This window comes from Enterobacter sp. 198 (genome assembly GCF_009025585.1).
GTDB classification, from domain to species: Bacteria; Pseudomonadota; Gammaproteobacteria; order Enterobacterales; family Enterobacteriaceae; genus Enterobacter; species Enterobacter ludwigii.
The window spans coordinates 166956-191721 of sequence record NZ_WCIM01000011.1 but is presented as its reverse complement, the minus strand read 5'-3'; the positions used below and the strand labels follow the sequence as shown (position 1 = coordinate 191721).

Sequence of the window (24766 nt, the reverse complement as noted above, 5' to 3'; positions counted from 1 at the left end):
GCGTTAAGCGGGTGGAATGACGGAATTGGTGGCCAGATTTTGTTGCTCGCTTTTCTCTACCCGCGAGCGCACGGAGCTGTCCTTACGGAACATATCCCACGGCAGCAAAAGCGTATCGGCCACAGCCGTAAACGGCATATCCAGGATGACCAGGGATTTTGTGCCCCAGTTGGTATCGTCATCGGAGATCATCTCAGCGCTGGCACGCGTCCCCGGATATGTTCCTTCTTTACCGCCGGTGTGAGACATCACGCTCGAACACCCGCAAAGTAAAACAACCCCGCTGAACGTCGTCAGCTTTATCAGAACATTTTTCATCATCACTCAGTCATCGTTAATGGCACTGCATAAACCTGCAACTCAGGGTTATAGCGAGCCTCGTTCAAAATGGATAGCCCGATAACCCCGCACTGTGGCAGCCATCGCAATTTAACCCTTTGTGCTGTTGTCCCAGTCTAAGCGAGATGCACGAAAGTGCAAAAAAAAGTGCCCCCGCTGCGCTTGAAAAGACCGGTTCCAGACCCATTTTAAGAATGTAACCCGATAACGAACACGCCTGCGGGGTGTTCAGGGGCACACTGGCCTGTCCATGGTGGAAGGCTACAATTTCTCGCTGATTTCAGGAGCTTTTATTTATGCGTAACTTCGATCTTTCCCCGCTATACCGTTCTGCAATTGGTTTTGACCGCCTGTTTAACCATTTAGAAAATAACCAAAGCCAGAGCAACGGCTACCCTCCATACAATGTTGAACTGGTGGATGAAAACCACTACCGCATCGCCATTGCCGTCGCCGGTTTTGCAGAGAACGAACTGGAGATCACCGCGCAGGACAACCTGCTGGTGGTGAAAGGTTCACATACGGCTGAGCAGAAAGAACGCACCTACCTTTATCAGGGTATCGCCGAGCGCAACTTTGAACGCAAGTTCCAGTTAGCCGAGAACATTCACGTGAAAGGCGCGAACCTGGTCAACGGCCTGCTGTTTATCGAACTGGAACGGGTGATTCCGGAAGAGAAAAAACCGCGCCGTATCGAGATCAACTGATTATGCGGGTCGCGCGAGCGGCCCACCCAGAATTGCTTGCCGTAATGGGAGCATATGTGAATCCATGAGGATTTGCAGGAACAACTGCGCACAAAAATAAACTGTGCCGAACTCGCTTCTCAGAAGGAGATTTAGTATGCGTAACTACGATTTATCCCCCCTGCTGCGTCAGTGGATTGGTTTTGACAAACTGGCTAATGCCCTGCAAAGCACCACCGAGCAACAGACGTTTCCGCCGTACAACATCGAAAAAAGCGATGACAACCACTATCGCATCACCCTTGCGCTGGCCGGGTTCCGCCAGGACGATCTGGATATTCAGCTCGAAGGCACGCGCCTGACCGTGAAAGGTACGCCGGAAAAACAAGAAACCGAGACCAAATGGCTGCACCAGGGCCTGGTTAATCAGCCGTTTAGCCTGAGCTTTACTCTGGCTGACCATATGGAAGTGTCCGGCGCGACATTTACCAACGGGCTGCTGCATATCGACCTGACCCGCAACGTGCCGGAAGCCATTGCACCGCAGCGTATCGCCATTAGCGAGCGTCCTGCGCTGAACAGTTAACCCTCTGCGGGTTGTTGCCTCTCCCACAGGGAGAGGATGAAAAGATAACGCCCTGCCCCGGCAGGGCTTTTTTGTGCGCCATCGCCCATACAACCGCGTGCGGCTCTGAGAGAATCCGTAGCATAACTAAGGTTATGCACAGGAAGTGGATCATGAGTGATATCGCGTTAACCGTTAGCGTGTTGGCCCTGGTCGCAGTGGTGGGTCTGTGGATTGGCAATGTTAAAATCCGCGGCGTCGGATTTGGGATAGGCGGGGTGCTGTTCGGCGGGATTTTTGTTGGCCATTTTGCCGACCAGCTTGGGCTGGTGCTCAGCGCCGAAATGCTCCATTTCATCCAGGAATTCGGTCTGATCCTCTTCGTCTACACCATCGGTATTCAGGTGGGGCCTGGCTTTTTCGCTTCCCTTCGGGTCTCCGGATTACGGCTGAACCTGTTTGCCTTCGGCATTGTGGTGATGGGAGGGCTGGTCACCGCCATTCTGCATAAGCTCTTCGATATTCCGCTGCCGGTGGTGCTGGGTATTTTCTCCGGGGCGGTCACCAATACGCCTGCACTGGGTGCAGGGCAGCAAATTTTGCGCGACCTTGGCATCTCTCCCGGTATTGTCGACCAGATGGGGATGAGCTACGCCATGGCCTATCCGTTTGGGATTTGCGGCATTCTGCTCTCCATGTGGCTGGTGCGGGTACTCTTTCGCATTAACGTCGAAAACGAGGCAAAAGACCACGAAACTACGCTCACCAACGGCCATATGCCGATCAAAACCATCAACATTCGCGTCGATAACCCCAACCTCAACAATATGGCGATTCAGGATGTGCCGATCCTGAACAGCGCCAATATTATCTGCTCGCGCCTTAAACGTGACGATATGCTGATGGTACCCGCGCCCGGGACCATTATTCAGCAGGGTGACCTGCTGCACCTGGTCGGACAGCCCGGGGATTTAAACAACGCGCGGCTGGTGATTGGTCAGGAGGTGGAGACCTCGCTTTCCACGCGCGGCACCGATATGCGTGTAGAACGTGTCGTGGTGACCAACGAGCACGTGCTTGGCAAGAAAATACGTGATTTGCAGGTTAAAGAGCGCTATGACGTCGTGATCTCCCGTCTTAACCGTGCTGGGGTGGAACTGGTCGCCAGCCCGGAAGCCAGCCTGCAGTTCGGCGATATCCTGAACCTGGTTGGGCGCCCGTCATCCATTGATGCGGTAGCGGACATGGTGGGTAACGCCCAGCAAAAACTGCAGCAGGTGCAGATGTTGCCGGTCTTTATCGGTATCGGGCTGGGGGTGCTGCTTGGCTCCATTCCGCTGTATGTCCCGGGTTTTCCGGTTGCGCTCAAGCTGGGCCTGGCGGGTGGACCGCTGATTATGGCACTGATCCTCGGGCGTATCGGCTGTATCGGTAAGCTCTACTGGTTTATGCCGCCGAGCGCCAACCTGGCGCTGCGCGAGCTGGGGATTGTGCTGTTTCTGGCGGTGGTCGGCCTGAAATCCGGGGGCGATTTTATCGATACCCTGGTGAAGGGCGAGGGTATGAGCTGGGTCGGCTACGGGATATTTATCACGGCGATTCCGCTCCTGACGATGGGGATCCTGGCGCGGATGTTCGCCAAAATGAACTATCTGACGCTCTGCGGCATGCTCGCCGGATCAATGACTGACCCACCCGCACTGGCCTTTGCCAACAACCTGCACGCCACCAGCGGCGCGGCGGCGCTGTCATACGCCACGGTCTACCCGCTGGTGATGTTCCTGCGTATTATTACCCCGCAGCTACTGGCGGTGCTGTTCTGGGGGATGAGTTAGCAGATCGTCCGGGTGGATGCGCCGCAGATGGTAGTCCACCTGGTAATCACGGGTATTACGGAACATCACGGAATAATTGAGAAATTCGCCGCTGTCGCTGTAGGAGAGAGACGTTATCCGCAGCAGCGGCGTCTGTTCCGGCAGGTTCAGGTAACCGGCGAGCTGTTTATCTGCCAGCACCGGCGTCAGGCTCTCATAGTTGCCGCTGATGGTTATTCCGCACTCCTTCTCGATGTAATCAAACTTCGACCCTTCCAGATGTGCCAGTGAAAGCGTGCGGAACAGCTTCACGGGCATAAAGCTGTCCTCCAGCATCAGGGGTTTTCCGTCGACATAACGCACCCGGCGCGAGAAGTAGATACGCTCATCCACCTGAATGCGGAGCTGGCTGGCGATAGCGGGCGGAGCGGGCATCACTTCGAACTGTAGCACCTTGCTCTGCACCTCTTTTCCCTGCTGGCGCAGCACCTCCACCAGCCCGGTCAGATTGGTGGTTTCGTGGTGGACATCTTTACGCGCCACGAATGTCCCGCTACCGTGTCGGCGTTCAACCAGCCCCCAGTTCACCAGCAGATCCAGCGCCTTCCGAATGGTCATCCGCGCCACGCCAAACTCCTGCGCCAGCGCTTTCTCACCCGGCAGCGGACTCCCGATATTGTAGTCCGACGAATTCAGCCGCAGCCGCAACCTGTCAGCGATAGATTTGTAGATCACCAGTAGACCTCTCTTCCCGTATTAACGCGTGGCTTGCGTCCTGACATGTCCATATTAACAACGAAAAGTAGACCTGACTGGTCAAAATAAAACCATGAATGCGATCACGAATCGCAGCGGCACGTCATGTTCGCCCATGGGTAAATTCTTATGCTCACTTCAGGCCCAGCAAAAAATCATAAAGGCCTCTACCCCCTACAGGTTGTTACGTGAGGATTTAAAAATGCTCAGTCAAATACAACGTTTTGGCGGCGCCATGTTTACCCCGGTGTTGTTATTTCCCTTTGCCGGGATCGTGGTCGGGATCGCCATCATGCTTCGCAACCCGCTGTTTGTGGGCGAGGCCTTAACCGCCCCCGATAATCTGTTCGCGCAAATTGTTCACATCATTGAAGAGGGCGGCTGGGCGGTGTTTCGCAATATGCCGCTGATTTTTGCCGTGGGTTTACCGATTGGTCTGGCGAAGCAGGCGCAGGGCCGCGCCTGCCTGGCGGTGCTGATCAGTTTTCTGACCTGGAACTACTTTATCAATGCGATGGGGATGACATGGGGTCATTTCTTTGGCGTCGACTTCGCCGCTGAGCCCACTGCCGGCAGCGGACTGGCCATGATTGCCGGTATCAAAACGCTCGATACCAGCATCATTGGGGCGATTGTGATTTCGGGGATTGTCACCGCCATCCACAACCGCTATTTCGACAAGCAGCTGCCTGTTTTCCTGGGGATTTTTCAGGGCACCTCGTTTGTCGTTATCCTCGCCTTCTTTGTGATGATCCCCTGCGCCTGGCTGACGTTGATGGGCTGGCCGAAAGTGCAGCTCGGCATTGAGTCCCTGCAGGCCTTTTTACGCTCTGCCGGTGCGCTGGGGGTGTGGGTTTATACCTTCCTGGAACGCATTCTGATCCCTACCGGATTACACCACTTTGTCTACGGTCCGTTTATCTTTGGCCCGGCAGCGGTCGAGGGCGGCATCCAGGTTTATTGGGCGCAGCATCTTCAGGAATTTAGCCAAAGCACGTTGCCGCTGAAAACCCTGTTCCCGGAAGGCGGTTTTGCGCTTCACGGCAACGCCAAAGTGTTTGGCTCTGTCGGGATTGCGCTGGCGCTCTGGTACACCGCATCACCGGAAAACCGCGTCAAAGTGGCAGGCCTGCTGATCCCGGCCACGCTGACCGCCGTGCTGGTGGGCATTACCGAGCCGCTGGAATTCACCTTCCTGTTCATTTCGCCGCTGCTGTTTGCCGTCCACGCCGTTCTGGCCGCCACGATGGCGACGGTGATGTACATCTTCGGCGTCGTGGGCAACATGGGCGGCGGACTGCTGGACCAGTTTCTGCCGCAAAACTGGATCCCCATGTTCCACAACCACGCCTCGACGGTATTCACCCAGATGGGTATCGGTCTTTGCTTCACCGGCCTCTATTTCGTGGTCTTCAAAACGCTGATTGAACGGCTGAACCTTAAAACCCCGGGCCGTGAAGAGAGCGAAGTCAAACTTTACAGCAAGGCGGATTATAAAGCGGCGCGCGGGCAAACCACCGCACCGGCTGCCGCCAGCCAGCAGGTTGGGCAAGCCGCCGGATTCCTGCAGGCGCTGGGCGGCGCGGCCAATATCGAAAGCATTAATAACTGCGCCACCCGCTTACGTATCGCGCTGGTCGACATGGCGCAAACCCAAAGCGACGACGTCTTTAAGGCCCTGGGCGCACATGGTGTGGTGCGACGCGGCAACGGCATTCAGGTGATTGTTGGACTGCACGTCCCTCAGGTGCGAGACCAGCTTGAATCGCTGATGAAAACCCCTTCAACAAACGAACAAACTACCCTGACAGAGGCTATATCATGAAAAAATTCTCAGTTGTCATTGCAGGTGGCGGCAGTACCTTCACGCCGGGTATCGTCCTGATGCTGTTAGCCAACCGCGACCGTTTTCCGCTGCGCGCGCTGAAATTCTATGACAACGACGGCGCACGTCAGGAGACCATCGCCGAGGCGTGCAAGATCATCCTTAAAGAGCAGGCTCCGGAGATTGAGTTTAGCTACACCACCGATCCTGAAGCGGCCTTTACCGACGTCGATTTTGTGATGGCACATATCCGCGTGGGGAAATACCCGATGCGTGAAAAAGACGAGAAAATCCCCCTGCGTCACGGTGTGCTGGGTCAGGAGACCTGCGGACCCGGCGGGATCGCCTACGGCATGCGCTCTATTGGCGGAGTGCTGGAGCTGGTCGATTACATGACGCAATACTCCCCGAATGCGTGGATGCTGAACTACTCCAACCCGGCGGCCATCGTGGCTGAAGCGACCCGTCGCCTGCGACCCAACGCCAAAATCCTCAACATCTGCGATATGCCCATCGGCATTGAAGGGCGTATGGCGCAGATAGTCGGCCTTAAAGACCGTAAAGAGATGCGCGTGCGTTACTACGGGCTGAACCACTTCGGATGGTGGACATCCATTGAAGATGCAAACGGCAATGATTTAATGCCGAAACTGCGCGAATATGTCGCGAAAAACGGCTATGTACCACCCTCTGACAATGCCCATACCGAAGCCAGCTGGAACGACACGTTCGCGAAGGCAAAAGATGTGCAGGCGCTGGATCCGGACACCATGCCAAACACCTATCTGAAATATTACCTGTTCCCGGACTACGTGGTCGCGCACTCCAATCCGGAACGCACGCGCGCTAACGAGGTGATGGATCACCGTGAGAAGCATGTGTTCAGCGCCTGCCGGGCGATTATCGAAGCCGGTGTATCGTCCGCCGGAGAGCTGGAAATCGACGAACATGCGTCGTACATCGTCGATCTGGCGACTGCGATTGCCTTCAACACTCAGGAGCGCATGCTGCTGATTGTGCCCAACAACGGTGCCATTCATAACTTTGATGCCGACGCGATGGTAGAAATTCCGTGCCTGGTCGGTCATAACGGGCCGGAGCCGTTAACGGTGGGCGATATTCCACACTTCCAGAAAGGGTTGATGAGCCAACAGGTAGCGGTGGAAAAACTGGTAGTGGATGCCTGGGAGCAGCGCTCGTACCAGAAATTGTGGCAGGCGATTACGCTGTCGAAAACGGTGCCGAGCGCCTCCGTTGCGAAAGCGATTCTGGATGACCTGATCGAGGCCAACAAAGCGTACTGGCCAGCGCTGCATTAATCGTCCTGACCGGCATCGCCCGATGCCGGTCTCCTTGTCCTTGTCGATTTACGCTATGCTGGAACCTGCCTGTAGCAGACAAGGAATCTTCATGAAAATTTCTCGCCTCGGTGAAGCCCCTGACTACCGCTTCTCGCTGGCTAATGAGCGTACGTTCCTCGCATGGATCCGCACCGCGTTGGGCTTTCTCGCAGCGGGTGTGGGGCTTGACCAGCTCGCGCCTGATTTTGCCACGCCGCTGATCCGCGAAGTGCTGGCGTTGCTGCTGTGCCTGTTTGCCGGTGTGCTGGCCATATACGGCTACCTGCGCTGGCTGCGTAACGAAAAGGCGATGCGGCTTAAGCAGGATCTCCCCTATACGCGTGGGTTACTCATCATCAGCATGATTTTGCTGGCGGTAGCGGGCGTGGTGATGGTGCTGGTGTTGTATGGTGGATAACCGCAAAGCGCGACGCGAAGCCGACCCCGGCCTGCAGCCGGAGCGGACGTCGCTGGCCTGGCTGCGTACGTTACTGGGGTATGGCGCGCTGATTGCCCTCGCCATCAAGCACAACTGGCATCGCACAGGCGTGCCATTCTGGGTCTCACTGGTCGTACTGGCGCTTGTAGCGATCGTTTTGTGGCGCTATACCCGCAGTCGCAACGTAATGGATGTGACGCAGGACGATTTTGTACAGCCGAAGGCGGTGCGCGATAAGTTCCTGATCGCCCTCGCGGTGCTGTCGTTGTCACTGCTGTTTGCGGTCACCCATCTGCAGTTTATTTTTTCCCTTTAGCCAGGTACTTCGCCATCTCGTCTTCCGGCACCATTCCGCCGCCGGTTGCCCAGACCAGATGGGTCGCGTTCGCGGATGCGACAGGAACACGCAGCGGCCCGGCCATGCCCGCCAGCGCCGACGGCTCAAGGCGAATGCCTTCTTCCTGCGCCAGCCAGCCGAGCATGTCGTACATGCTTTGATCGGAAAGAGTATAGAACCCGTCAAGCAGGCGCTCCATCGCCCGGCCCACAAAGCCAGACGCGCGTCCAACCGCCAGCCCGTCGGCGGCCGTCACGTTGTCGATACCCAGATCCTGCACGGCGATGGCATCATGCAGCCCGGTGTAGACGCCCAGCAGCATGCACGGGGAGTGCGTAGGCTCGGCGAAGAAACAGTGTACGTTATCGCCAAAGGCCAGCTTCAGGCCAAACGCCACGCCGCCAGGACCGCCACCGACGCCACAGGGCAAATAGACGTACAGCGGATGTTCCGCATCCACCACGCGGCCCTGCGCGGCAAACTGCGCTTTTAGCCGCTCGCCTGCCACCGCATAGCCGAGGAACAGCGTGCGGGAGTTCTCATCGTCGATAAAGAAACAGTTCGGATCGCTCTCCGCGGCCTTACGTCCTTGCTCCACCGCCACGCCGTAATCCTGCTCATATTCCACGACGATCACACCGTGGCTACGCAGTTTGGCTTTTTTCCACTCACGGGCATCGGCAGACATGTGCACCGTAACCTGAAAGCCGATGCGCGCGCTCATGATGCCAATGGACATCCCGAGGTTGCCGGTGGATCCCACCGCGATACTGTACTGGCTGAAGAACGTTTTAAAACGCGGCTCCAGCAGGATGCTGTAATCGTCTTCGACGCTCAGCAACCCTGCTTCCAGCGCCAGTTTTTCGGCGTGAGTCAGCACTTCATAGATGCCCCCGCGCGCTTTGATGGAGCCAGAGATAGGCAGATGACTGTCTTTTTTCAGCAGCAGCGTGCCGGGAATGGCTGTCCCCGATTCGTTCTCCAGCCTTTTCTGCATCGCCGGGATAGCCACCAGTTCGGACTCGATAATCCCCTGCGTGGCCGCCGTTTCGGGGAACGCTTTTGCCAGATACGGCGCAAAGCGGTTAAGGCGTGCATGCGCATCGTCCACATCGGCTTTGTTCAGCCCGACATACGGCAACCCTTCAGCAAGCGAGGTGGTGCGTGGGTTTAGCCAGGTGGTCTCTTTCAGGGCAATCAGATCCTCAATCAGAGGGAACTGTGCGGTTAAGGTGCTGATAGTTGCGTTTTCCATAGTACGTCTCTTCGCGCTCAGATAATGAAAGAAAGCAGGAATGTGCTGCCAAGTGCAAGTACCGAGGCGATAAACGTCGCCGTCGTATAGTACTTCAGGGTCTCGTTCAGGCTGGCACCGCAGTACTGCTTCACCAGCCAGAAGAGGGAATCGGTCACGATCGTGCAGCCAATGGCACCGGAACCGATGGCAATGGTGATAATCTCCGGACTGACGTTGGGATAGAGCGGCAGCATGGGTGCGACGATGGCAGTTGCGCCCATCATCGCCACCGTGGCCGACCCCACCGCCGCGTGCAGAACCAGCGCCACCAGCCACGCGAGCAGGATCGGGTGCATATTCAGGTTCGACAGAATGTGCGCCAGGGTATCGGCCAGGCCGCTGGTTTTAAGGATGGCGTTAAACGCGCCGCCCGCGCCGATTATCAACAGAATGTTGGCGATGGCGCCAAAGCCATGCTCGGTATGGGTCAGCATCGTACCCATCCCCATATGCTGGCGCAGCCCCAGCAGGTAATAGGCGACGAACACGGCGATGAACATGGCGGTGATCGGGTTACCGATAAATTCCAGCAGCGTATACAGCGTGCCTTCTCTTGCCATATTCAGCTCGGCGAGGGTCTTCACCAGCATCAGGCCGATGGGCAGCAGCACGGTAAACAGCGTGGCTCCCAGCGAGGGCAGCGTATGTTCTTCACGAACGTTGAGGTCAGAAAATTCAGCCGGAACGGCTTTGAAGGGCAGGCGATCGCCCAGCAATTTCAGGAACAGCGGGCCGCCAACCAGTGAGGCCAGCAGGCCAACCATCAGACCGTAGACAATAACCGTCCCCACGTCCGCCCCCAGCTTATTCGTGACAAACAGGGCAGCCGGGTGCGGCGGAACCACGCAGTGCACCGCCATCAGCGCGGTACAGAGGGGAATGGCCAGCTTCAGCAGCGAGGTATGGGTCTTTTTGGCGATGGAGAAGGCCAGCGGGATCAGCAGGACGACGCCGACTTCAACAAACAGCGTAATGCCGCAGATAAGCCCCACCAGTACCATGATGACATCGGCTGACAGCCAGCGGCAACGCTGAAGCGCTATCCCAATGCGTTCTGCCGCACCGGACACCTCCATCATCTTGCCGAGGATGGTGCCAAGCCCGATCACCGCCGCCAGGAAGCCGAGCGTGCCGCCAATACCGCTTTCAATGGCATTTACCATGTCCAGCGGGCGCATTCCCATCATGGCACCGACAAAAAAGCTCGCCAGCAGCAACGCCAGGAACGGGTGAAACTTCAGTTTTACGATAGTTAATACGATTAACGCGATGCTGATGAGCAGCGTCGCCACAACCCAGACCTGAGCACCCATATCTCACCTCACCCTTATGTTATTTACGGGTATTGGACGAAAAATCAGCGTGTGCTGACAAACGATATAAATTGCCTTTCAGGTGAGCCAGATTGGATCAAACGCGTGATTGGACTCAAAAAAGCGCACTTAATGCGTGTTTGGTTCACATAAATTCAACTTTGAGCGGTATCCTGAGCAGCAAAAGTCTGTGTGAGAAGTGCGATGAATGACGCAAATGAAGGCCGAAACAGGCTGTTAAACGGCTGGCAGCTGTCAAAAATGTATACGTTTGAAGTGGCCGCCCGCCACGAGTCCTTCGCGCTGGCGGCGGAGGAGCTGTCGCTCAGCCCCAGTGCGGTGAGTCACCGTATCAACCTGCTGGAAGAGGAGTTAGGGATAGCGCTGTTTGTCCGCTCCCACCGTAAAGTGGAGCTGACGCAGGAGGGTAAACGCGTCTACTGGACGCTGAAATCGTCGCTGGATACGTTGAACCAGGAGATCCTGGATATCAAGAACCAGGCGCTGTCCGGCACGTTGACGGTTTACTCTCGCCCGTCGATTGCCCAGTGCTGGCTGGTGCCTATGCTCGGAGATTTCACCCGGCGTTATCCCGCGATCTCGCTGACCATCCTGACCGGCAATGAAAACGTCAATATGCAGCGAACCGGTATCGATCTGGCGCTCTATTTCGACGATACGCCGCCAGCCAATTTGACGCATCACTTCCTGATGGACGAGGCGATTTTACCCGTCTGCTCGCCGGCGTATGCCCGGGAACATGACCTGCTGAAAAACCCCGCCCACCTCAGCCACTGTACGCTCCTGCACGATCGCCAGGCCTGGAGCAACGATTCCGGTACCGACGAATGGCTCAGCTGGGCGGCACATTTTGCAGTGAACATGCCATCATCATCGGGCATTGGCTTCGATCGTTCTGATTTAGCGATTGTCGCGGCAATGAACCATGTCGGGGTCGCGATGGGGCGAAAACGGCTGGTACAAAAGCGGCTCGAACGCGGTGAGTTGATTGCACCGTTTGGGGAGAAAACGCTTAAATGCCATCAGCATTACTACATGTCGACCCTGCCAGGACGACAGTGGCCGAAAATAGATGCCTTTATTAGCTGGCTGAGAGAACTGGCTGGCTGAAGAATTATTACGCTTTGGCGCTACACCAAATGTGAAAAAGCGTGCTAAATACAGGTAATGCTTTTGATTTCTCGCAAGGTACACCGTGTTAAAGCCTTTGATTGCCACTGCGTTACTGTTCTCTTCCGGCTGGGTGATTGCCGCTGAGCCACCGCTGACGGCTGTGCTTTATGCGCAAAAGCTGGGCGTGGGGATGGACGTAGACTGGGCGCGCACCGAGCGCGGCATTCGGGAGTTCGATCCGCTGGTGGTTCGCGATTTTCGTGCGAAGGGTATCAGCCATGTGCGTATCCGCGTGGCCGATGAACCGACGGAAGCGCGGCTGATTCATCTGCGTAAGCTGGTGGAAGCCTGCGAGCAATACGGGGTGATCCCGATTATCGCTTATCAGGCCGATGAATATAAAAACGACCCGAAAGCCGAGACGGAAAAAGAGGTGATTAACTGGTGGATTGCCGTGGCGCACTACTTCGGCCAAAGCTATCCCCTGCTGGGTTTTGACCTGATTTATGAACCGGCGGACAAGCTCAACCATAACGCCGCGTCGCTTAACCGGGTTTACGAGAAAACCGTCAAAGACATTCATGCAATTGATGCTAATCGCATGATCTTCATCGCGCCACGTCTGCGGGCTGCGCCAGAGGACCTCTCCAGCCTGAAACTCCCGGCGCACAGCCAAAATTATCTGCTGGCGGAGTGGCACATTTTCCCGTGGGGTCCGCTAAAGAGTAACGGTAAATATCCGTGGACGTCCGGGACGGTGGCGGAGAAAGCGGCTATCCATAATCGTATTGCGACCGCGCTGCACTGGCAGCAAAAAACCGGTCACGTCAGCTGGGTGGGCGGCTGGGGCGTGGGTGAATCAAATCACTTCACCCCAACCGCATCGCAAATGGCGTTTGCCTCGTTTATGGCCTGCGAACTGCAAAAGGCCAAAGTTCCCTACGCTATCAACGCGGATATTCAGTTTTACGACGGGGAAGAGGGCGCCTGGCGTCCTGCGCCAGAGCCGCTGCTGCAGGCCATGATCGCGCCTGTTTGTGAAAAGCCCGGCGAGAAGCCGGGCCATCATGCGGTTAAACCGGCTGCTCGTGATGGGGAACACGCGACGCCAGCGGCAGCCAGCACAGTAAAATCAGCAGCCCCATCAGCGTCATCAGCAACCCCAGACTAGCCTGGCCAGTTTGCGGCATCATCGCCGAGAGCCAGGCCAGCGCGCCGGAACCGATGTTCTGCAGTCCCCCCACCAGTGCGCCCGCCGTGCCTGCGAGGAACGGGAACGGCTCCATTGCGCCGCTGGTGGCGAGCGGGAACAGCATCCCCGCGCCGAAGAAGAACAGCGCCGCCGGGATCAGCAGCGTCCAGACGGTCATCACACCAAACAGCCCCGGGATCCACATCATCAGACCTGCCAGCAGGCAGCTGATCACCGACTGCCACATCAGCGTTGAGAAACGCTTGTTCTGACGGCCGGCAAACCAGGCACCAAAGAACGCGGCCGGGATGGGCAGAATAAACAGGATACTGACCACCATGCTGCTCAGGCCAAGCCCGGCACCCAGCAGCACGCCGGAGCAGGCTTCAAACACGGCAATACCCGCCAGGCCACCAACCAGCATCAGCAGATAACAGGTAAACGCGCCGTTGCCGAACAGCGTTTTATAGCTGGTGATAAGGCGGGTGCGTGGCGCGTCCGTTGGCCGGGTTTCCGGCATCCACCGCGCCATGCTGAAGGTCACAATTACGCACAGCACCAGCAGGAAAGCGTAGCAGGCACGCCAGGACCACATCGTATCGAGCAGGCCACCAATCAGCGGCGCCAGCAGCGGGCTCACCAGAATCCCCATATTTAACAAACTGTTGGCATGGCGGAGCTGGGTGCCCTGATAGAGATCGCGTGGCAGGGTTCGCGCCATCACCCCTCCGACGCCGGTGCCTACACCCTGCAGGGCGCTGGCGGCAATCAATATGGTCAGGTTATGGGTGGTAATGGCAATCACCGTCGCCACCATGAAAATGGACATACCCACCAGAATCACCGGGCGACGCCCGACGCGGTCAGACAGCGGTCCATAGAACAGCTGCGAAACGCCGTAGGTCAGCAGATAAGCTGCCATTACGCTCTGTACTGCGCCCTCGCGGACGTTAAGTTCCTTTGCCATATCGGCGATCGCCGGAATGTAGATGGTTTGCGCCATCTGACCGACGGCCACCAGTAACACCAGCATCAACAATAAGTTAACGTTCCTGTGTTTTTTCATGTCGCTGAATACTTTTGTCAAAAGAGAGAAATAAAGAATAAGTGACTACGCATTCCCATAAATGCGCGAGGAATCTACCACAAAGAGATGACAAATTAAGCATTTCTGTGATGAATGTCAGAAGGGGTAAAGGCAGGATTTGTAAACAAGATCGGCAACTAATGTTGCCAGTGATTTATGCCAGGCGCAGCAGGATCGCCCCGCCCGCAATTCCCACTGCGGCCGCGATACGCAGGCCCGCAACCTTCTCTTTTAACAGCACAAATGCGATCAGCGCCCCGAAGAGGATGGATGTTTCACGCAGGGCGGCGACCACGGCCAGCGGAGCCTGGGTCATCGCCCAGAGCGCCAGCCCGTAAGAGCCCATGGTGCCGATACCCCCGAGCAGCCCTTTTTTCCAGTGCGTACGCAGGTATCTGGAAGCTTCCCGTCGGCGTGCCATCATCGCCCACAAGAGCAGGCAGAAGCCATTCATAAAGAAGGTCCACAGCGTATAGCCCAGCGCGGTGTCTGATAACCGCACGCCGGTGCCGTCGACCAGCGTATATCCGGCGATAAAGCAGGCATTGAGCAGTGCAAGCCAGACCCCCTTACGCGACGTCATGCGGCCGTTCATGGCCATAGCCAGAATCGACAGGCAGATCACGGCGATGCCGGACCACGCGAGCCATGACAGGCTATCTCCCAGCACCAGCACGCTTATCAATGCCACCAGCAGCGGTGCCGTACCGCGCATCAGCGGATAGGTCTGGCTCATATCGGAGACCTGGTAGGTCTTTGCAACCAGCACCGTGTACACCACCTGCAGCGCGCAGGAGACCCCTAAAAACGGCCAGCTGGCAGCAGACGGCTGTGGGGAGAAGGGCAGTAATACCAGGGCGATAAACGCGGCGGAACCGCTAACGCTGATTGCTGAATAGAGCTTGTCTGTACCGGCTTTAACAATGGCGTTCCAGCTGGCATGCAGCAGCGCGGCGAACAGTAAAATGCAGAAGACGGTAATGGTCATGGCGTATCTGGCGGTGAATTGTCACTCAACTGTAACATTCACAACCTGATGCTGCCAGCCGGTCACACCGCGCAAAACAGACGGTGTGTGACCCGTGGTTCATCCGAGACCAGCGTAAAGCCCGCCTGATGATAAAACCCGTATGCAGCGTCCGGCGCGTGGGTGTTGAGAAAATCAAACCAGATGCTGGCATCGGCCATTACCACGGTCAGAAGCTGCTTACCAATGCCCAGCCCGCGGCACTTCTCGCTGACGTAGAGATGACGAATGCGGCCGGCGCGCGGCTGCTGGCTGAAGGGATCGCGGTTAAGACCGCATACGCCCACCAGCTTGCCGTTCAAAAAGGCGCCCAGCAGCTTTTCGCCCGGTGCGTTAAAACGGTTTTCACCGCGCTGCCAGTTCTCTTCCAGCCGGCGCAGCATGTTGAAATTCGATGCGATACTTTCGGCCTTTAAGGCGATATAGCCTGGTTCTTCTGGCGTGACAGGCTCAATTAACAGACGCGACATAGCATTCCCTCGTTATTAAAGAGGGGCGGTTGCCCGCCCCTCTCAGGTGCGACTTGAACCTGAATCACCGAAGGTATTTCAGGACAGCATCAAGTAGTTGCAGTACAGCAACAATGAGTTTGAGGATAAGTATCACCATATCCACTACGCTCATACGCGTCTCCTTTTGGTTAAAAGGAGCACGATGCTGGCGTACCTTTCCGCCGCCTGTGACCAGCACCTGGATTGACGTAACACAGTGTGCTCACTTCAGGGGGTTAAGGCACTGACGGCACCACCCGTTTCAGCCAGGACTTCGTTGCGCCGGTAGAACTGCGGCCCCCTCGCTCACTGCGAATACCCTCAGTATAGATAAATACTGTATGCATGAACAGTATTTTTTGGACAAAATTCAGAAGGCGGTCCATACTCAAAAACGTCAAAATCCGTGCCTGAATTGCGCGTTCGTCTTCGATCGCGTATACTTTTTGCGTTGACGTAACACAGTGTGTTCTGCGGCGACCAACCGCAAAACCTCTGAAAAAAAACCTCGCTCAGGCGAGGTTTTTTGTTTTCCGCACGCAACAAACGAAACGTGATCTTCGACGCATTTTTGCGCAGATGAAAATATTTCCATTGTCATGCCCGAAAAGCTGTGTTTGTATAAATTCTATCAATAGATTCCAAACACAGGTCCCCAATGACAGCATCCATGTTCACCTCGACCCTACTAGCAACTGCGCAACCAGCCGCAGTGGTCGTCGTGCGTGTGGTGGTGGTCGTCGGCAATGCGCCGTAGGGACTGGATCAACACACGAATCCAAAACCCCGCCGGCGCAAACCGGGCGGGGTTTTTCGTTTAAGGACCCTCCCCGGAAAGTCGGCTCAGAAGAAAAGGACTGGAGCATGGCAAGTTCGGGCACAACATCCACCAAAACGCGTTTCACGGGCGCGCAGTTAATCGTTCATTTGCTGGAACGACAGGGCATCACCACGGTTGCGGGGATCCCGGGCGGCACCGTGCTGCCGCTGTATGATGCGTTAAGCCAAAGCACGCAGATTCGTCACGTTCTGGCGCGTCACGAGCAGGGTGCGGGTTTCATCGCTCAGGGTATGGCGCGTACGCAGGGCAAACCTGCGGTCTGTATGGCCTGCAGTGGCCCGGGTGCGACTAACCTGGTCACCGCTATCGCCGACGCGCGCCTGGACTCAATTCCACTGATCTGCATCACCGGCCAGGTGCCGTCCTCCATGATCGGTACCGACGCGTTTCAGGAAGTGGATACCTACGGCATCTCTATCCCCATCACTAAACATAACTATTTAGTTCGCGATATCGCCGAGCTTCCTCAGGTTATCAGCGATGCGTTTCGTATTGCGCAATCCGGCCGTCCCGGCCCGGTGTGGATAGACATTCCTAAGGATGTTCAGACCGCAGAGATCGAGATTGACATGCTGCCGGAGCCGGGTGAACGCGCGCCTGCGCCGCAGTTCAGTGCAGAGAGCGTGCAGGCTGCAGCGGCGATGATTAACGCCGCCAGACGCCCGGTGCTTTATCTGGGTGGCGGGGCGATTAATGCCTCCGACGCGGTACGCCAGCTCGCAGAGAAAGCCAGCCTCCCCACCACCATGACCCTGATGGCGCTGGGTATGTTGCCAAAAGCGCACCCGCTGTCGCTGGGTATGCTGGGGATGCACGGCGCGCGCAGCACGAACTATATTCTGCAAGAAGCGGATTTGCTGATTGTTCTGGGTGCACGTTTTGATGACCGGGCGATTGGCAAGACCGAGCAGTTCTGCCCGAACGCCAAAATCATCCATGTGGATATCGACCGTGCCGAGCTGGGTAAAATCAAGCAGCCGCATGTGGCGATTCAGGGTGATGTTGCCGAGGTGCTGGCGCAGTTGATTCCGCAAACGGACGCTTCCGATCGCGCCGACTGGCGTCAGCTGGTTGCCGATCTGCAAAAAGAGTTCCCGGGCGCTATCCCAACCGAGGGGGACCCGCTGAGCCATTACGGGCTGATTAACGCCGTGGCCGCCTGCGTTGATGACAGCGCGATTATCACCACCGACGTGGGCCAGCACCAGATGTGGACCGCCCAGGCCTACCCGCTGAACCGTCCGCGTCAGTGGCTGACCTCGGGTGGGCTGGGGACCATGGGCTTTGGCCTGCCGGCGGCAGTGGGCGCGGCGCTGGCCAATCCCGATCGCAAGGTGATCTGCTTCTCCGGTGACGGTAGCCTGATGATGAACATTCAGGAAATGGCGACGGCAGCCGAAAACCAGTTAGACGTGAAAATCATCCTGATGAACAACCAGGCGCTGGGGCTGGTGCACCAGCAGCAGAGTCTGTTCTATACGCAGGGCGTGTTTGCCGCGACCTATCCAGGAACGATTAACTTTATGCAGATTGCCGCCGGTTTTGGTCTGCATACCTGCGATTTGAACGCCGAAGCGGACCCTCATGCGGCGCTGCAGGCGGCGATTTCTCGTCCTGGCCCGGCGCTGATCCACGTGCGTATCGATCCTGAACAAAAAGTGTACCCGATGGTGCCGCCAGGTGCGGCAAATACTGAGATGGTGGGGGAATAAGCCATGCAGAAACAACATGATAACGTCATTCTGGAACTCACCGTCCGCAACCACCCTGGCGTGATGACGCACGTCTGTGGGCTTTTTGCCCGCCGCGCGTTTAACGTGGAAGGTATCCTCTGTCTGCCCATTCAGGGCAGCGAGCACAGCCGCATCTGGCTACTGGTGAATGACGATCAGCGTCTGGAGCAGATGATTGCGCAGATCGACAAGCTGGAAGATGTCGAGAAAGTGGTGCGCAACCAGTCCGATCCCACCATGTTTAACAAAATTGCGGTGTTCTTCGAGTAAATAGCGCAAAGCTTGAACCCCCACGCGCTTATCGTTAAGGTAAGCGCGTTTTTTAACCCGCCAGGAACGCGCCATGACCACCATCGCCCTTATTGACGACCACCTCATCGTCCGCTCCGGATTTGCCCAGCTGCTGAACCTTGAGCCTGATTTTCAGGTGGTGGCGGAGTTCGGCTCCGGTCGCGAGGCGCTGGCAGGTTTGCCCGGGCGCGGTGTCCAGGTCTGTATCTGCGATATCTCGATGCCGGATCTCTCAGGACTCGAGCTGCTGAGCCAGTTGCCGAAAGGGATGGCGATCGTGATGCTCTCGGTCCATGACAGCCCGGCGCTGGTGGAGCAGGCACTGAACGCAGGCGCACGCGGATTTCTTTCCAAGCGCTGCAGCCCGGACGAACTGATCGCTGCCGTGCGCACGGTCTCCACCGGCGGGTGCTACCTGACGCCGGATATCGCCATCAAGCTGGCGGCAGGGCGACAAGACCCACTCACCCGACGCGAACGTCAGGTGGCAGAAAAACTGGCACAGGGGATGTCGGTGAAAGAGATTGCCGTGGACCTGGGGCTGTCGCCAAAAACCGTTCACGTTCACCGCGCTAATCTGATGGAAAAACTCGGCGTCAGTAATGACGTTGAGCTGGCGCGCCGCATGTTCGACAGCTGGCAATGAACCCGCTGTTTTCACGGCTGATCGCCGTTGCTGCCAGTTTTTCCATTTTCTCCGCCGCCTGGTTCTGCCTGTGGAGCATCAGCCTGCATCTGGTTGAACGCCCGGAGCTGGCGGTGCTGCTTTTCCCGTTTGGCCTGCGTCTGGGGCTGATGCTGCAATGCCCGCGCGGTTTCTGGCCGGTACTGCTGGGCGCCGAATGGCTGATGCTGGTCTGGCTGGCGCAGGAGGTGGCGCTGGCGCACTTGCCTTTACTGGTGACGGGCAGCGTACTCACGCTGATCCCGGTGGCGCTGATCTCCCGTTATCGTCACCAGCGCGACTGGCGCACGCTGCTGCGTCAGGGGGCTGCGCTGATTGCCGCCGCGCTGTTGCAGTCCCTGCCGTGGACCGGCGAGGAGGAGATGCTTAACGCCCTTCTGCTGACGCTGACCGGCGGTCTGACGCTGGCTCCCACCTGCCTGGTTATCTGGCACTACCTCACCAGTAACGTCTGGCAGCCGCTCGGACCGGCGCTGGTCTCTCAGCCGGTAAACTGGCGCGCCCGGCATCTTATCTGGTATCTGCTGCTGTTTGCGATCAGCCTGTGGCTGCAGCTTGGCCTGCCCGATGAGCTGTCGCGCTTTACCCCGTTTTGCCTGGCGTTGCCGATTATTGCCCTTGCGTGGCACTACGGCTGGCAGGGCGCGCTGATTGCCACCCTGATGAACGCTATCGCGCTGATTGCCAGCCAGACCTGGCACGATCACCCCGTCGATTTACTGCTCTCCCTGCTGGCCCAGAGCCTGACCGGGCTGCTGCTGGGGGCCGGGATTCAGCGCCTGCGTGAACTTAACCACTCATTACAAACCGAGCTGGCGCGTAATCGCCGTCTGGCAGAACGCCTGCTGGAAACGGAAGAGAGCGTCCGGCAGGAGGTGGCCCGCGAGTTGCACGATGACATCGGCCAGACCATTACCGCCATTCGCACTCAGGCGGGCATCGTTCAGCGTCTGGCGGCCGAAAACGCCGGCGTAAAGCAGGGCGGGGCACATATCGAACAGCTCTCTCTTGGCGTGTATGACTCGGTGCGGCGACTGCTTGGCAGGCTGCGACCGCGCCAGCTGGACGACCTTACGCTTGAGCAGGCGGTACGGTCTCTGATGCGCGAGATGGAGCTGGAAAGCCGCGGGATCGTCAGCCATCTTGACTGGCGCATCAATGAATCTTTGCTGAGCGAGGGTCAGCGCGTCACGCTGTTCCGCGTCTGTCAGGAAGGGCTGAATAATATTGTTAAGCACGCGAGCGCCAGCGCGGTAACGCTGCAGGGATGGCAACAGGATGAACGCCTGATGCTGGTGATTGAAGATGATGGCTGCGGTCTGCCGCCGGGCTCCGGCCAGCTGGGTTTTGGCCTGGCGGGCATGCGTGAGCGCGTTAAGGCGTTGGGCGGCACCCTGACGATCTCCTGCACCCACGGCACGCGCGTCAGCGTCAGTTTACCGCTGAGGAGTCAGCATGTTTAAAACCCCGGCGAATGCCGCCCCGCTAAACGATAAACGTGAAATTGACGCCCGCTATCGTTACTGGCGTCGCCATATCCTGATCACCATCTGGCTGGGGTATGCGCTTTTTTACTTTACCCGCAAAAGTTTCAACGCCGCCGCGCCGGAAATCCTCGCCAGCGGGGTGATGACACGCACCGATATTGGCCTGCTGGCGACGCTGTTTTACATCACCTACGGCCTGTCGAAGTTCTTCTCCGGTATCGTCAGCGACCGCTCGAATGCCCGTTATTTTATGGGCTCTGGACTCATTGCCACCGGCGTGGTGAACATTCTGTTTGGCTTCTCCACCTCGCTCTGGGCCTTTGCGCTGCTGTGGGCGTTGAACGCCTTTTTCCAGGGATGGGGCGCGCCGGTGTGTGCCCGTCTGCTTACCGCCTGGTACTCGCGCAACGAGCGTGGCGGCTGGTGGGCTATCTGGAACACGGCGCATAACGTCGGGGGGGCGCTTATTCCGATGGTGGTCGGGGCGGCGGCGCTGCACTACGGCTGGCGCACGGGAATGATGATTGCCGGCGGGCTGGCGATCGTTGCCGGGCTGTTTCTTTGCTGGCGACTGCGTGACAGGCCACAAACCGTGGGCCTGCCCGCGGTAGGCGACTGGCGGCACGACGAGATGGAAGTCGCTCAACAGCAGGAAGGTGCAGGGCTGACGCGTAAAGAGATCCTCACCAAATATGTGCTGTTAAATCCCTATATCTGGTTACTCTCCCTCTGCTACGTGCTGGTCTACGTGGTGCGTGCGGCGATCAACGACTGGGGCAATCTGTATATGTCCGAAACCCTGGGCGTCGATCTGGTGACCGCCAACTCGGCGGTGACGATGTTCGAGCTGGGCGGCTTTATCGGCGCGCTGGTGGCGGGATGGGGCTCGGATAAGCTCTTCAACGGTAACCGCGGGCCGATGAACCTGATCTTCGCCGCCGGGATTTTACTTTCCGTTGGTTCGCTATGGCTGATGCCGTTTGCCAGCTACGTGATGCAGGCGGCGTGTTTCTTCACCACCGGCTTTTTCGTCTTTGGCCCGCAGATGCTGATCGGCATGGCGGCGGCGGAGTGTTCACACAAAGACGCCGCGGGAGCAGCGACGGGCTTTGTCGGGCTGTTTGCTTACCTTGGCGCTTCGCTCTCCGGCTGGCCGCTGGCGCGGGTGATCGACGTCTGGCACTGGAGCGGTTTCTTCGCCGTGATCGCCATCGCGGCAGGAATTTCGGCCCTGCTGCTGCTGCCGTTCCTGCATGCGCAGGCACCGCGCGAGGCACACGAAGCGTGATGTGCTTCACCTTTTCATCCCGAATGGCGCAAAACTAAGAAATTTTCCTGGTTTCACCTGGACGCTGTCTCAGGCGTCGCTCCCGGCTGGTTTTTACAATGCTGCAAAAATCAGCTCAGGAGTAAACCAATCATGCTGGCCTTCTTAAATCAGGTGCGCAAACCGACCCTGGATCTGCCGCTCGATGTGCGGCGTAAAATGTGGTTCAAACCGTTCATGCAGTCTTACCTGGTGGTCTTTATCGGCTACCTGACCATGTACCTGATCCGCAAAAACTTTAACATCGCGCAGAACGACATGATCTCAACCTACGGGCTGAGCATGACGCAACTGGGGATGATTGGCCTGGGCTTCTCTATCACTTACGGCGTGGGTAAAACCGTCGTTTCCTACTACGCGGACGGCAAAAACACCAAGCAGTTCCTGCCGTTTATGCTGATCCTCTCCGCCATCTGTATGCTCGGCTTCAGCGCCAGCATGGGCGCGGGCTCCGTCAGCCTGTTCATGATGATCGCCTTCTACGCCCTGAGCGGTTTCTTCCAGAGTACCGGCGGGTCGTGCAGTTACTCCACCATCACCAAATGGACCCCTCGCCGCAAGCGTGGTTCGTACCTCGGCATGTGGAACATCTCCCACAACCTCGGTGGGGCAGGTGCGGCAGGCGTGGCGCTGTTCGGCGCAAACTACCTGTTCGACGGCCACGTGATCGGCATGTTTATCTTCCCGTCGATTATCGCCCTGATCGTCGGCTTTATTGGCCTGCGCTACGGCAGCGACTCACCGGAATCGTACGGCCTCGGCAAAGCCGAAGAGCTGTTCGGCGAGGAGATCAGCGAAGAGGACAAAGAGACCGAAGAAAACGAGATGTCCAAATGGCAGATCTTTGTTGAGTACGTGCTGAAAAACAAAGTGATCTGGCTGCTGTGCTTCTCAAACATTTTCCTGTACGTGGTGCGCATCGGCATCGACCAGTGGTCGACCGTGTATGCCTTCCAGGAGCTGAAGCTCTCCAAAGAAGTTGCGATTCAGGGCTTCACCCTGTTCGAAGTGGGCGCGCTGGTCGGCACGCTGCTGTGGGGCTGGCTCTCGGACCTCGCCAATGGTCGCCGCGCGCTGGTGGCCTGCGTCGCGCTGGCGCTGATTATCGCCACGCTCGGCGTCTACCAGCACGCCAGCAACCAGTACGTTTACCTGGCGTCCCTGTTCGCGCTCGGCTTCCTGGTGTTTGGTCCACAGCTGCTGATCGGCGTGGCAGCAGTCGGCTTCGTACCGAAAAAAGCGATCGGCGCTGCCGATGGAATTAAAGGCACCTTCGCCTACCTGATCGGTGACAGCTTCGCCAAGCTGGGTCTGGGTATGATCGCCGACGGTACGCCGATTTTCGGCCTCACCGGCTGGGCGGGCACCTTTGCCGCGCTGGATGCCGCCGCCATCGGCTGTATCGTCCTGATGGCGATGGTCGCGGTGCTGGAAGAACGTAAGATCCGCCGTGAAAATCGGATGCAGAAATTAAAAGTAGCCTGAGTGTGCAGGTAACTTCTTTGCCCGGTTGACCGCCGGGCTTTTTTTTACATTCCACCTTTACCCCCCTTTACAGACCCGCTCCCTGCAATGCTCTACATTTTAATTTTGCTGCCGCACCCCGCGGCTTTTGTCCGTTTTGTTATGGAGAGCTTGCATGGTAAACCGACGACTATCCTGTCTTGCGCTATTGGTGGCGCTTGCCTCCCCCGCTCTGGCGGCGGATGCGCCGACGTACGGCGAGAAGCTGGAGGGGTTTGATTACGCCTGGCCGGTTAAGCATTTCACCTTTACCTCGCAACATCAGCCGCTTGATATGGCCTATCTGGACGTTAAGCCAGAAAAACCCAACGGCCGCACCGTGGTGCTGATGCACGGTAAAAACTTCTGCGCCGGAACGTGGGAGGGGACTATCCGCGCACTTTCCGCCAGCGGATACCGCGTGGTGGCACCAGACCAGATTGGTTTTTGTAAATCCACCAAACCCGAGCATTACCAGTACACCTTCCAGCAGCTGGCGGATAACACCCACGCGTTGCTTAAGCAGCTCGGCGTCGATCGCGTGACGGTTATTGGGCACTCGACCGGCGGCATGCTGGCGACCCGCTACGCGCTGATGTGGCCGCAGGAAGTGGAACAGCTGGTGATGGTTAACCCGATTGGTTTAGAAGACTGGAAAGCCCGCGGCGTACCGCATATTACGGTCGATCAGTGGTATCAGCGTGAACTTAAAACCAGCGCCGATGGCATTCGTCAGTACGAGAAAAATACCTACTATGCCGGGGAGTGGAAGCCGGAGTATGAGCGTTGGGTGACGATGCTGGCCGGGCTGAACAATGGGCCGGGCAAAACGCGTGTCGCCTGGAACTCAGCCCTGCTCTACGACATGATTTATACCCAGCCGGTGATCTACGAATTTGGTGAACTGAAGATGCCGGTATTATTGATGATCGGCACCAAAGACAACACCGCCATCGGGAAAGACCTCGCCCCGCCGGCGATCCGCAAGACGCTGGGCAACTATGCAGTACTGGGTAAGGAGACGGAAAAACGCATTCCGCATGCGACGCTGGTTGAGTTTAACGACATGGGCCATGCGCCGCAGATGCAGGACCCTCAGCGCTTCCATGACGCGCTGCTGAAAGGGCTGCAGGCACGCTGACCGGTCTAAAGCAACAGCCCCGCAGCCCGTTCTGCGCGGGCTGTCTTCGGCGCACTACACGCCAGCATGCCAGGCGCTGCCCTCATAACGATTTTCCACCTTTTTTCACTGCACTA

Annotated in this window: 25 protein-coding genes and 1 other annotated feature; of the genes, 17 read left to right on the top strand and 8 right to left on the bottom strand. The window is 57.4% G+C overall.

The genetic code is table 11. From position 1 onward, the window contains the following. Positions 1 to 3 precede the first annotated feature (3 nt). On the bottom strand, positions 4 to 321 hold the full coding sequence (locus F8561_RS05415; protein ID WP_025202651.1) for a YceK/YidQ family lipoprotein: 318 nt from the start codon (positions 319 to 321) through the stop codon (positions 4 to 6). 248 nt (positions 322 to 569) lie between these two features. Beyond that, positions 570 to 642: a sequence feature (ROSE (Repression Of Heat Shock gene Expression) occurs in the 5'-region of heat shock genes and acts as an RNA thermometer to modulate expression.), on the top strand. Between F8561_RS05415 and ibpA the strand changes: the two genes are divergently transcribed. The 3 genes from ibpA to F8561_RS05400 all read left to right on the top strand — a co-directional run bounded on the left by ibpA (position 636) and on the right by F8561_RS05400 (position 3425). Further along, positions 636 to 1046, top strand: coding sequence for a small heat shock chaperone IbpA (gene ibpA / locus F8561_RS05410; protein ID WP_008500162.1), 411 nt, complete (start codon positions 636 to 638; stop codon positions 1044 to 1046). It overlaps the preceding feature by 7 nt. A gap of 136 nt (positions 1047 to 1182) precedes the next feature. Next, positions 1183 to 1611 (top strand): small heat shock chaperone IbpB, encoded by a 429-nt coding sequence (ibpB, locus tag F8561_RS05405; RefSeq protein WP_025202652.1) that lies wholly within the window; start codon positions 1183 to 1185, stop codon positions 1609 to 1611. Positions 1612 to 1763: 152 nt separating this feature from the next. Continuing rightward, entirely contained in the window at positions 1764 to 3425 is a 1662-nt protein-coding gene (locus F8561_RS05400; RefSeq protein ID WP_020882744.1) for a putative transporter, read from the top strand. Here F8561_RS05400 and F8561_RS05395 read toward each other — a convergent pair. Beyond that, positions 3393 to 4139, bottom strand: coding sequence for a GntR family transcriptional regulator (locus F8561_RS05395; RefSeq protein WP_014167973.1), 747 nt, complete (start codon positions 4137 to 4139; stop codon positions 3393 to 3395). The two genes, F8561_RS05400 and F8561_RS05395, sit on opposite strands and share 33 nt — an antisense overlap. Before the next feature lie 223 nt (positions 4140 to 4362). Between F8561_RS05395 and F8561_RS05390 the strand changes: the two genes are divergently transcribed. The 4 genes from F8561_RS05390 to F8561_RS05375 all read left to right on the top strand — a co-directional run bounded on the left by F8561_RS05390 (position 4363) and on the right by F8561_RS05375 (position 8080). Next, the gene (locus F8561_RS05390; RefSeq protein ID WP_020882743.1) at positions 4363 to 5985 is read left to right on the top strand and encodes an alpha-glucoside-specific PTS transporter subunit IIBC; all 1623 of its coding nucleotides are present in this window, start codon (positions 4363 to 4365) and stop codon (positions 5983 to 5985) included. Beyond that, positions 5982 to 7304, top strand: coding sequence for a 6-phospho-alpha-glucosidase (locus tag F8561_RS05385; protein WP_014167975.1), 1323 nt, complete (start codon positions 5982 to 5984; stop codon positions 7302 to 7304). The genes F8561_RS05390 and F8561_RS05385 overlap by 4 nt, the downstream gene beginning before the upstream one ends. Positions 7305 to 7395: 91 nt before the next feature. Beyond that, positions 7396 to 7743, top strand: a complete 348-nt coding sequence (locus F8561_RS05380; protein ID WP_020882741.1) for a YidH family protein — start codon at positions 7396 to 7398, stop codon at positions 7741 to 7743. Continuing rightward, positions 7733 to 8080: a DUF202 domain-containing protein gene (locus F8561_RS05375; RefSeq protein WP_113656886.1), complete on the top strand. Its 348-nt coding sequence runs from the start codon at positions 7733 to 7735 to the stop codon at positions 8078 to 8080. Before F8561_RS05380 ends, F8561_RS05375 begins: the two co-directional genes overlap by 11 nt. On the opposite strand, the gene dsdA is transcribed toward F8561_RS05375, so the two are convergent. Both dsdA and dsdX read right to left on the bottom strand, forming a co-directional pair. Further along, positions 8064 to 9356, bottom strand: a complete 1293-nt coding sequence (gene dsdA / locus F8561_RS05370) for a D-serine ammonia-lyase (RefSeq protein WP_151887223.1) — start codon at positions 9354 to 9356, stop codon at positions 8064 to 8066. The two genes, F8561_RS05375 and dsdA, sit on opposite strands and share 17 nt — an antisense overlap. A 17-nt stretch (positions 9357 to 9373) precedes the next feature. Then, positions 9374 to 10711: a D-serine transporter DsdX gene (dsdX, locus tag F8561_RS05365; protein WP_014167979.1), complete on the bottom strand. Its 1338-nt coding sequence runs from the start codon at positions 10709 to 10711 to the stop codon at positions 9374 to 9376. A 204-nt stretch (positions 10712 to 10915) separates the two neighbouring features. Here dsdX and dsdC point away from each other — a divergent pair, with 204 nt between their 5' ends. Both dsdC and F8561_RS05355 read left to right on the top strand, forming a co-directional pair. Then, a complete protein-coding gene (gene dsdC / locus F8561_RS05360; RefSeq protein ID WP_025206531.1) occupies positions 10916 to 11842 on the top strand; it encodes a DNA-binding transcriptional regulator DsdC in 927 nt (308 codons plus the stop codon). 85 nt (positions 11843 to 11927) lie between these two features. Continuing rightward, positions 11928 to 13016, top strand: a complete 1089-nt coding sequence (locus F8561_RS05355) for a cellulase family glycosylhydrolase (RefSeq protein WP_032679294.1) — start codon at positions 11928 to 11930, stop codon at positions 13014 to 13016. Here F8561_RS05355 and emrD read toward each other — a convergent pair. From emrD to tisB, 4 genes are all read right to left on the bottom strand, one after another. Further along, positions 12919 to 14103 (bottom strand): multidrug efflux MFS transporter EmrD, encoded by a 1185-nt coding sequence (emrD, locus tag F8561_RS05350; RefSeq protein WP_020882737.1) that lies wholly within the window; start codon positions 14101 to 14103, stop codon positions 12919 to 12921. The genes F8561_RS05355 and emrD overlap by 98 nt on opposite strands. A gap of 175 nt (positions 14104 to 14278) precedes the next feature. Continuing rightward, complete coding sequence (locus F8561_RS05345; protein ID WP_032680035.1) at positions 14279 to 15112, bottom strand: EamA family transporter; 834 nt, start codon at positions 15110 to 15112, stop codon at positions 14279 to 14281. A 62-nt stretch (positions 15113 to 15174) separates the two neighbouring features. Beyond that, on the bottom strand, positions 15175 to 15621 hold the full coding sequence (locus F8561_RS05340; protein ID WP_014167984.1) for a GNAT family N-acetyltransferase: 447 nt from the start codon (positions 15619 to 15621) through the stop codon (positions 15175 to 15177). A 64-nt stretch (positions 15622 to 15685) separates the two neighbouring features. Next, positions 15686 to 15775, bottom strand: coding sequence for a type I toxin-antitoxin system toxin TisB (gene tisB, locus F8561_RS05335; protein WP_020684667.1), 90 nt, complete (start codon positions 15773 to 15775; stop codon positions 15686 to 15688). Between the two features lie 525 nt (positions 15776 to 16300). Between tisB and ivbL the strand changes: the two genes are divergently transcribed. The 8 genes from ivbL (at position 16301) to F8561_RS05290 (ending at position 24650) form a co-directional block, all read left to right on the top strand. Next, entirely contained in the window at positions 16301 to 16399 is a 99-nt protein-coding gene (gene ivbL / locus F8561_RS05325) for an ilvB operon leader peptide IvbL (RefSeq protein ID WP_071605430.1), read from the top strand. A gap of 107 nt (positions 16400 to 16506) precedes the next feature. Continuing rightward, positions 16507 to 18195 carry an acetolactate synthase large subunit gene (ilvB, locus tag F8561_RS05320; protein WP_047742704.1) on the top strand — a complete coding sequence of 563 codons (1689 nt, stop codon included), beginning with the start codon at positions 16507 to 16509 and terminating at the stop codon, positions 18193 to 18195. 3 nt (positions 18196 to 18198) lie between these two features. After that, on the top strand, positions 18199 to 18486 hold the full coding sequence (gene ilvN / locus F8561_RS05315; protein WP_014167986.1) for an acetolactate synthase small subunit: 288 nt from the start codon (positions 18199 to 18201) through the stop codon (positions 18484 to 18486). A gap of 73 nt (positions 18487 to 18559) precedes the next feature. Then, entirely contained in the window at positions 18560 to 19153 is a 594-nt protein-coding gene (uhpA, locus tag F8561_RS05310) for a transcriptional regulator UhpA (RefSeq protein WP_014167987.1), read from the top strand. After that, positions 19150 to 20655, top strand: a complete 1506-nt coding sequence (gene uhpB, locus F8561_RS05305; RefSeq protein WP_014167988.1) for a signal transduction histidine-protein kinase/phosphatase UhpB — start codon at positions 19150 to 19152, stop codon at positions 20653 to 20655. The genes uhpA and uhpB overlap by 4 nt, the downstream gene beginning before the upstream one ends. Then, positions 20648 to 21967, top strand: a complete 1320-nt coding sequence (locus F8561_RS05300; protein ID WP_014167989.1) for an MFS transporter — start codon at positions 20648 to 20650, stop codon at positions 21965 to 21967. The genes uhpB and F8561_RS05300 overlap by 8 nt, the downstream gene beginning before the upstream one ends. Before the next feature lie 132 nt (positions 21968 to 22099). Continuing rightward, complete coding sequence (uhpT, locus tag F8561_RS05295) at positions 22100 to 23491, top strand: hexose-6-phosphate:phosphate antiporter (protein ID WP_020882733.1); 1392 nt, start codon at positions 22100 to 22102, stop codon at positions 23489 to 23491. A 154-nt stretch (positions 23492 to 23645) separates the two neighbouring features. Next, positions 23646 to 24650 (top strand): alpha/beta fold hydrolase, encoded by a 1005-nt coding sequence (locus tag F8561_RS05290; protein ID WP_020882732.1) that lies wholly within the window; start codon positions 23646 to 23648, stop codon positions 24648 to 24650. The last annotated feature ends 116 nt before the right edge of the window (positions 24651 to 24766 follow it).

Coding starts and splice junctions, on each gene's coding strand:
- F8561_RS05380 (WP_020882741.1), top strand. CDS start 7,396: ATGAAAATTTCTCGCCTCGGTGAAGCCCCTGACTACCGCTTCTCGCTG.
- uhpB (WP_014167988.1), top strand. CDS start 19,150: ATGAACCCGCTGTTTTCACGGCTGATCGCCGTTGCTGCCAGTTTTTCC.
- emrD (WP_020882737.1), bottom strand. CDS start 14,103: ATGAAAAAACACAGGAACGTTAACTTATTGTTGATGCTGGTGTTACTG.
- ilvB (WP_047742704.1), top strand. CDS start 16,507: ATGGCAAGTTCGGGCACAACATCCACCAAAACGCGTTTCACGGGCGCG.
- F8561_RS05400 (WP_020882744.1), top strand. CDS start 1,764: ATGAGTGATATCGCGTTAACCGTTAGCGTGTTGGCCCTGGTCGCAGTG.
- F8561_RS05290 (WP_020882732.1), top strand. CDS start 23,646: ATGGTAAACCGACGACTATCCTGTCTTGCGCTATTGGTGGCGCTTGCC.
- ivbL (WP_071605430.1), top strand. CDS start 16,301: ATGACAGCATCCATGTTCACCTCGACCCTACTAGCAACTGCGCAACCA.
- F8561_RS05415 (WP_025202651.1), bottom strand. CDS start 321: ATGATGAAAAATGTTCTGATAAAGCTGACGACGTTCAGCGGGGTTGTT.
- F8561_RS05385 (WP_014167975.1), top strand. CDS start 5,982: ATGAAAAAATTCTCAGTTGTCATTGCAGGTGGCGGCAGTACCTTCACG.
- dsdA (WP_151887223.1), bottom strand. CDS start 9,356: ATGGAAAACGCAACTATCAGCACCTTAACCGCACAGTTCCCTCTGATT.
- uhpT (WP_020882733.1), top strand. CDS start 22,100: ATGCTGGCCTTCTTAAATCAGGTGCGCAAACCGACCCTGGATCTGCCG.
- ilvN (WP_014167986.1), top strand. CDS start 18,199: ATGCAGAAACAACATGATAACGTCATTCTGGAACTCACCGTCCGCAAC.
- F8561_RS05300 (WP_014167989.1), top strand. CDS start 20,648: ATGTTTAAAACCCCGGCGAATGCCGCCCCGCTAAACGATAAACGTGAA.
- F8561_RS05345 (WP_032680035.1), bottom strand. CDS start 15,112: ATGACCATTACCGTCTTCTGCATTTTACTGTTCGCCGCGCTGCTGCAT.
- ibpB (WP_025202652.1), top strand. CDS start 1,183: ATGCGTAACTACGATTTATCCCCCCTGCTGCGTCAGTGGATTGGTTTT.
- F8561_RS05390 (WP_020882743.1), top strand. CDS start 4,363: ATGCTCAGTCAAATACAACGTTTTGGCGGCGCCATGTTTACCCCGGTG.
- tisB (WP_020684667.1), bottom strand. CDS start 15,775: ATGAGCGTAGTGGATATGGTGATACTTATCCTCAAACTCATTGTTGCT.
- F8561_RS05375 (WP_113656886.1), top strand. CDS start 7,733: ATGGTGGATAACCGCAAAGCGCGACGCGAAGCCGACCCCGGCCTGCAG.
- ibpA (WP_008500162.1), top strand. CDS start 636: ATGCGTAACTTCGATCTTTCCCCGCTATACCGTTCTGCAATTGGTTTT.
- dsdC (WP_025206531.1), top strand. CDS start 10,916: ATGAATGACGCAAATGAAGGCCGAAACAGGCTGTTAAACGGCTGGCAG.
- F8561_RS05340 (WP_014167984.1), bottom strand. CDS start 15,621: ATGTCGCGTCTGTTAATTGAGCCTGTCACGCCAGAAGAACCAGGCTAT.
- dsdX (WP_014167979.1), bottom strand. CDS start 10,711: ATGGGTGCTCAGGTCTGGGTTGTGGCGACGCTGCTCATCAGCATCGCG.
- uhpA (WP_014167987.1), top strand. CDS start 18,560: ATGACCACCATCGCCCTTATTGACGACCACCTCATCGTCCGCTCCGGA.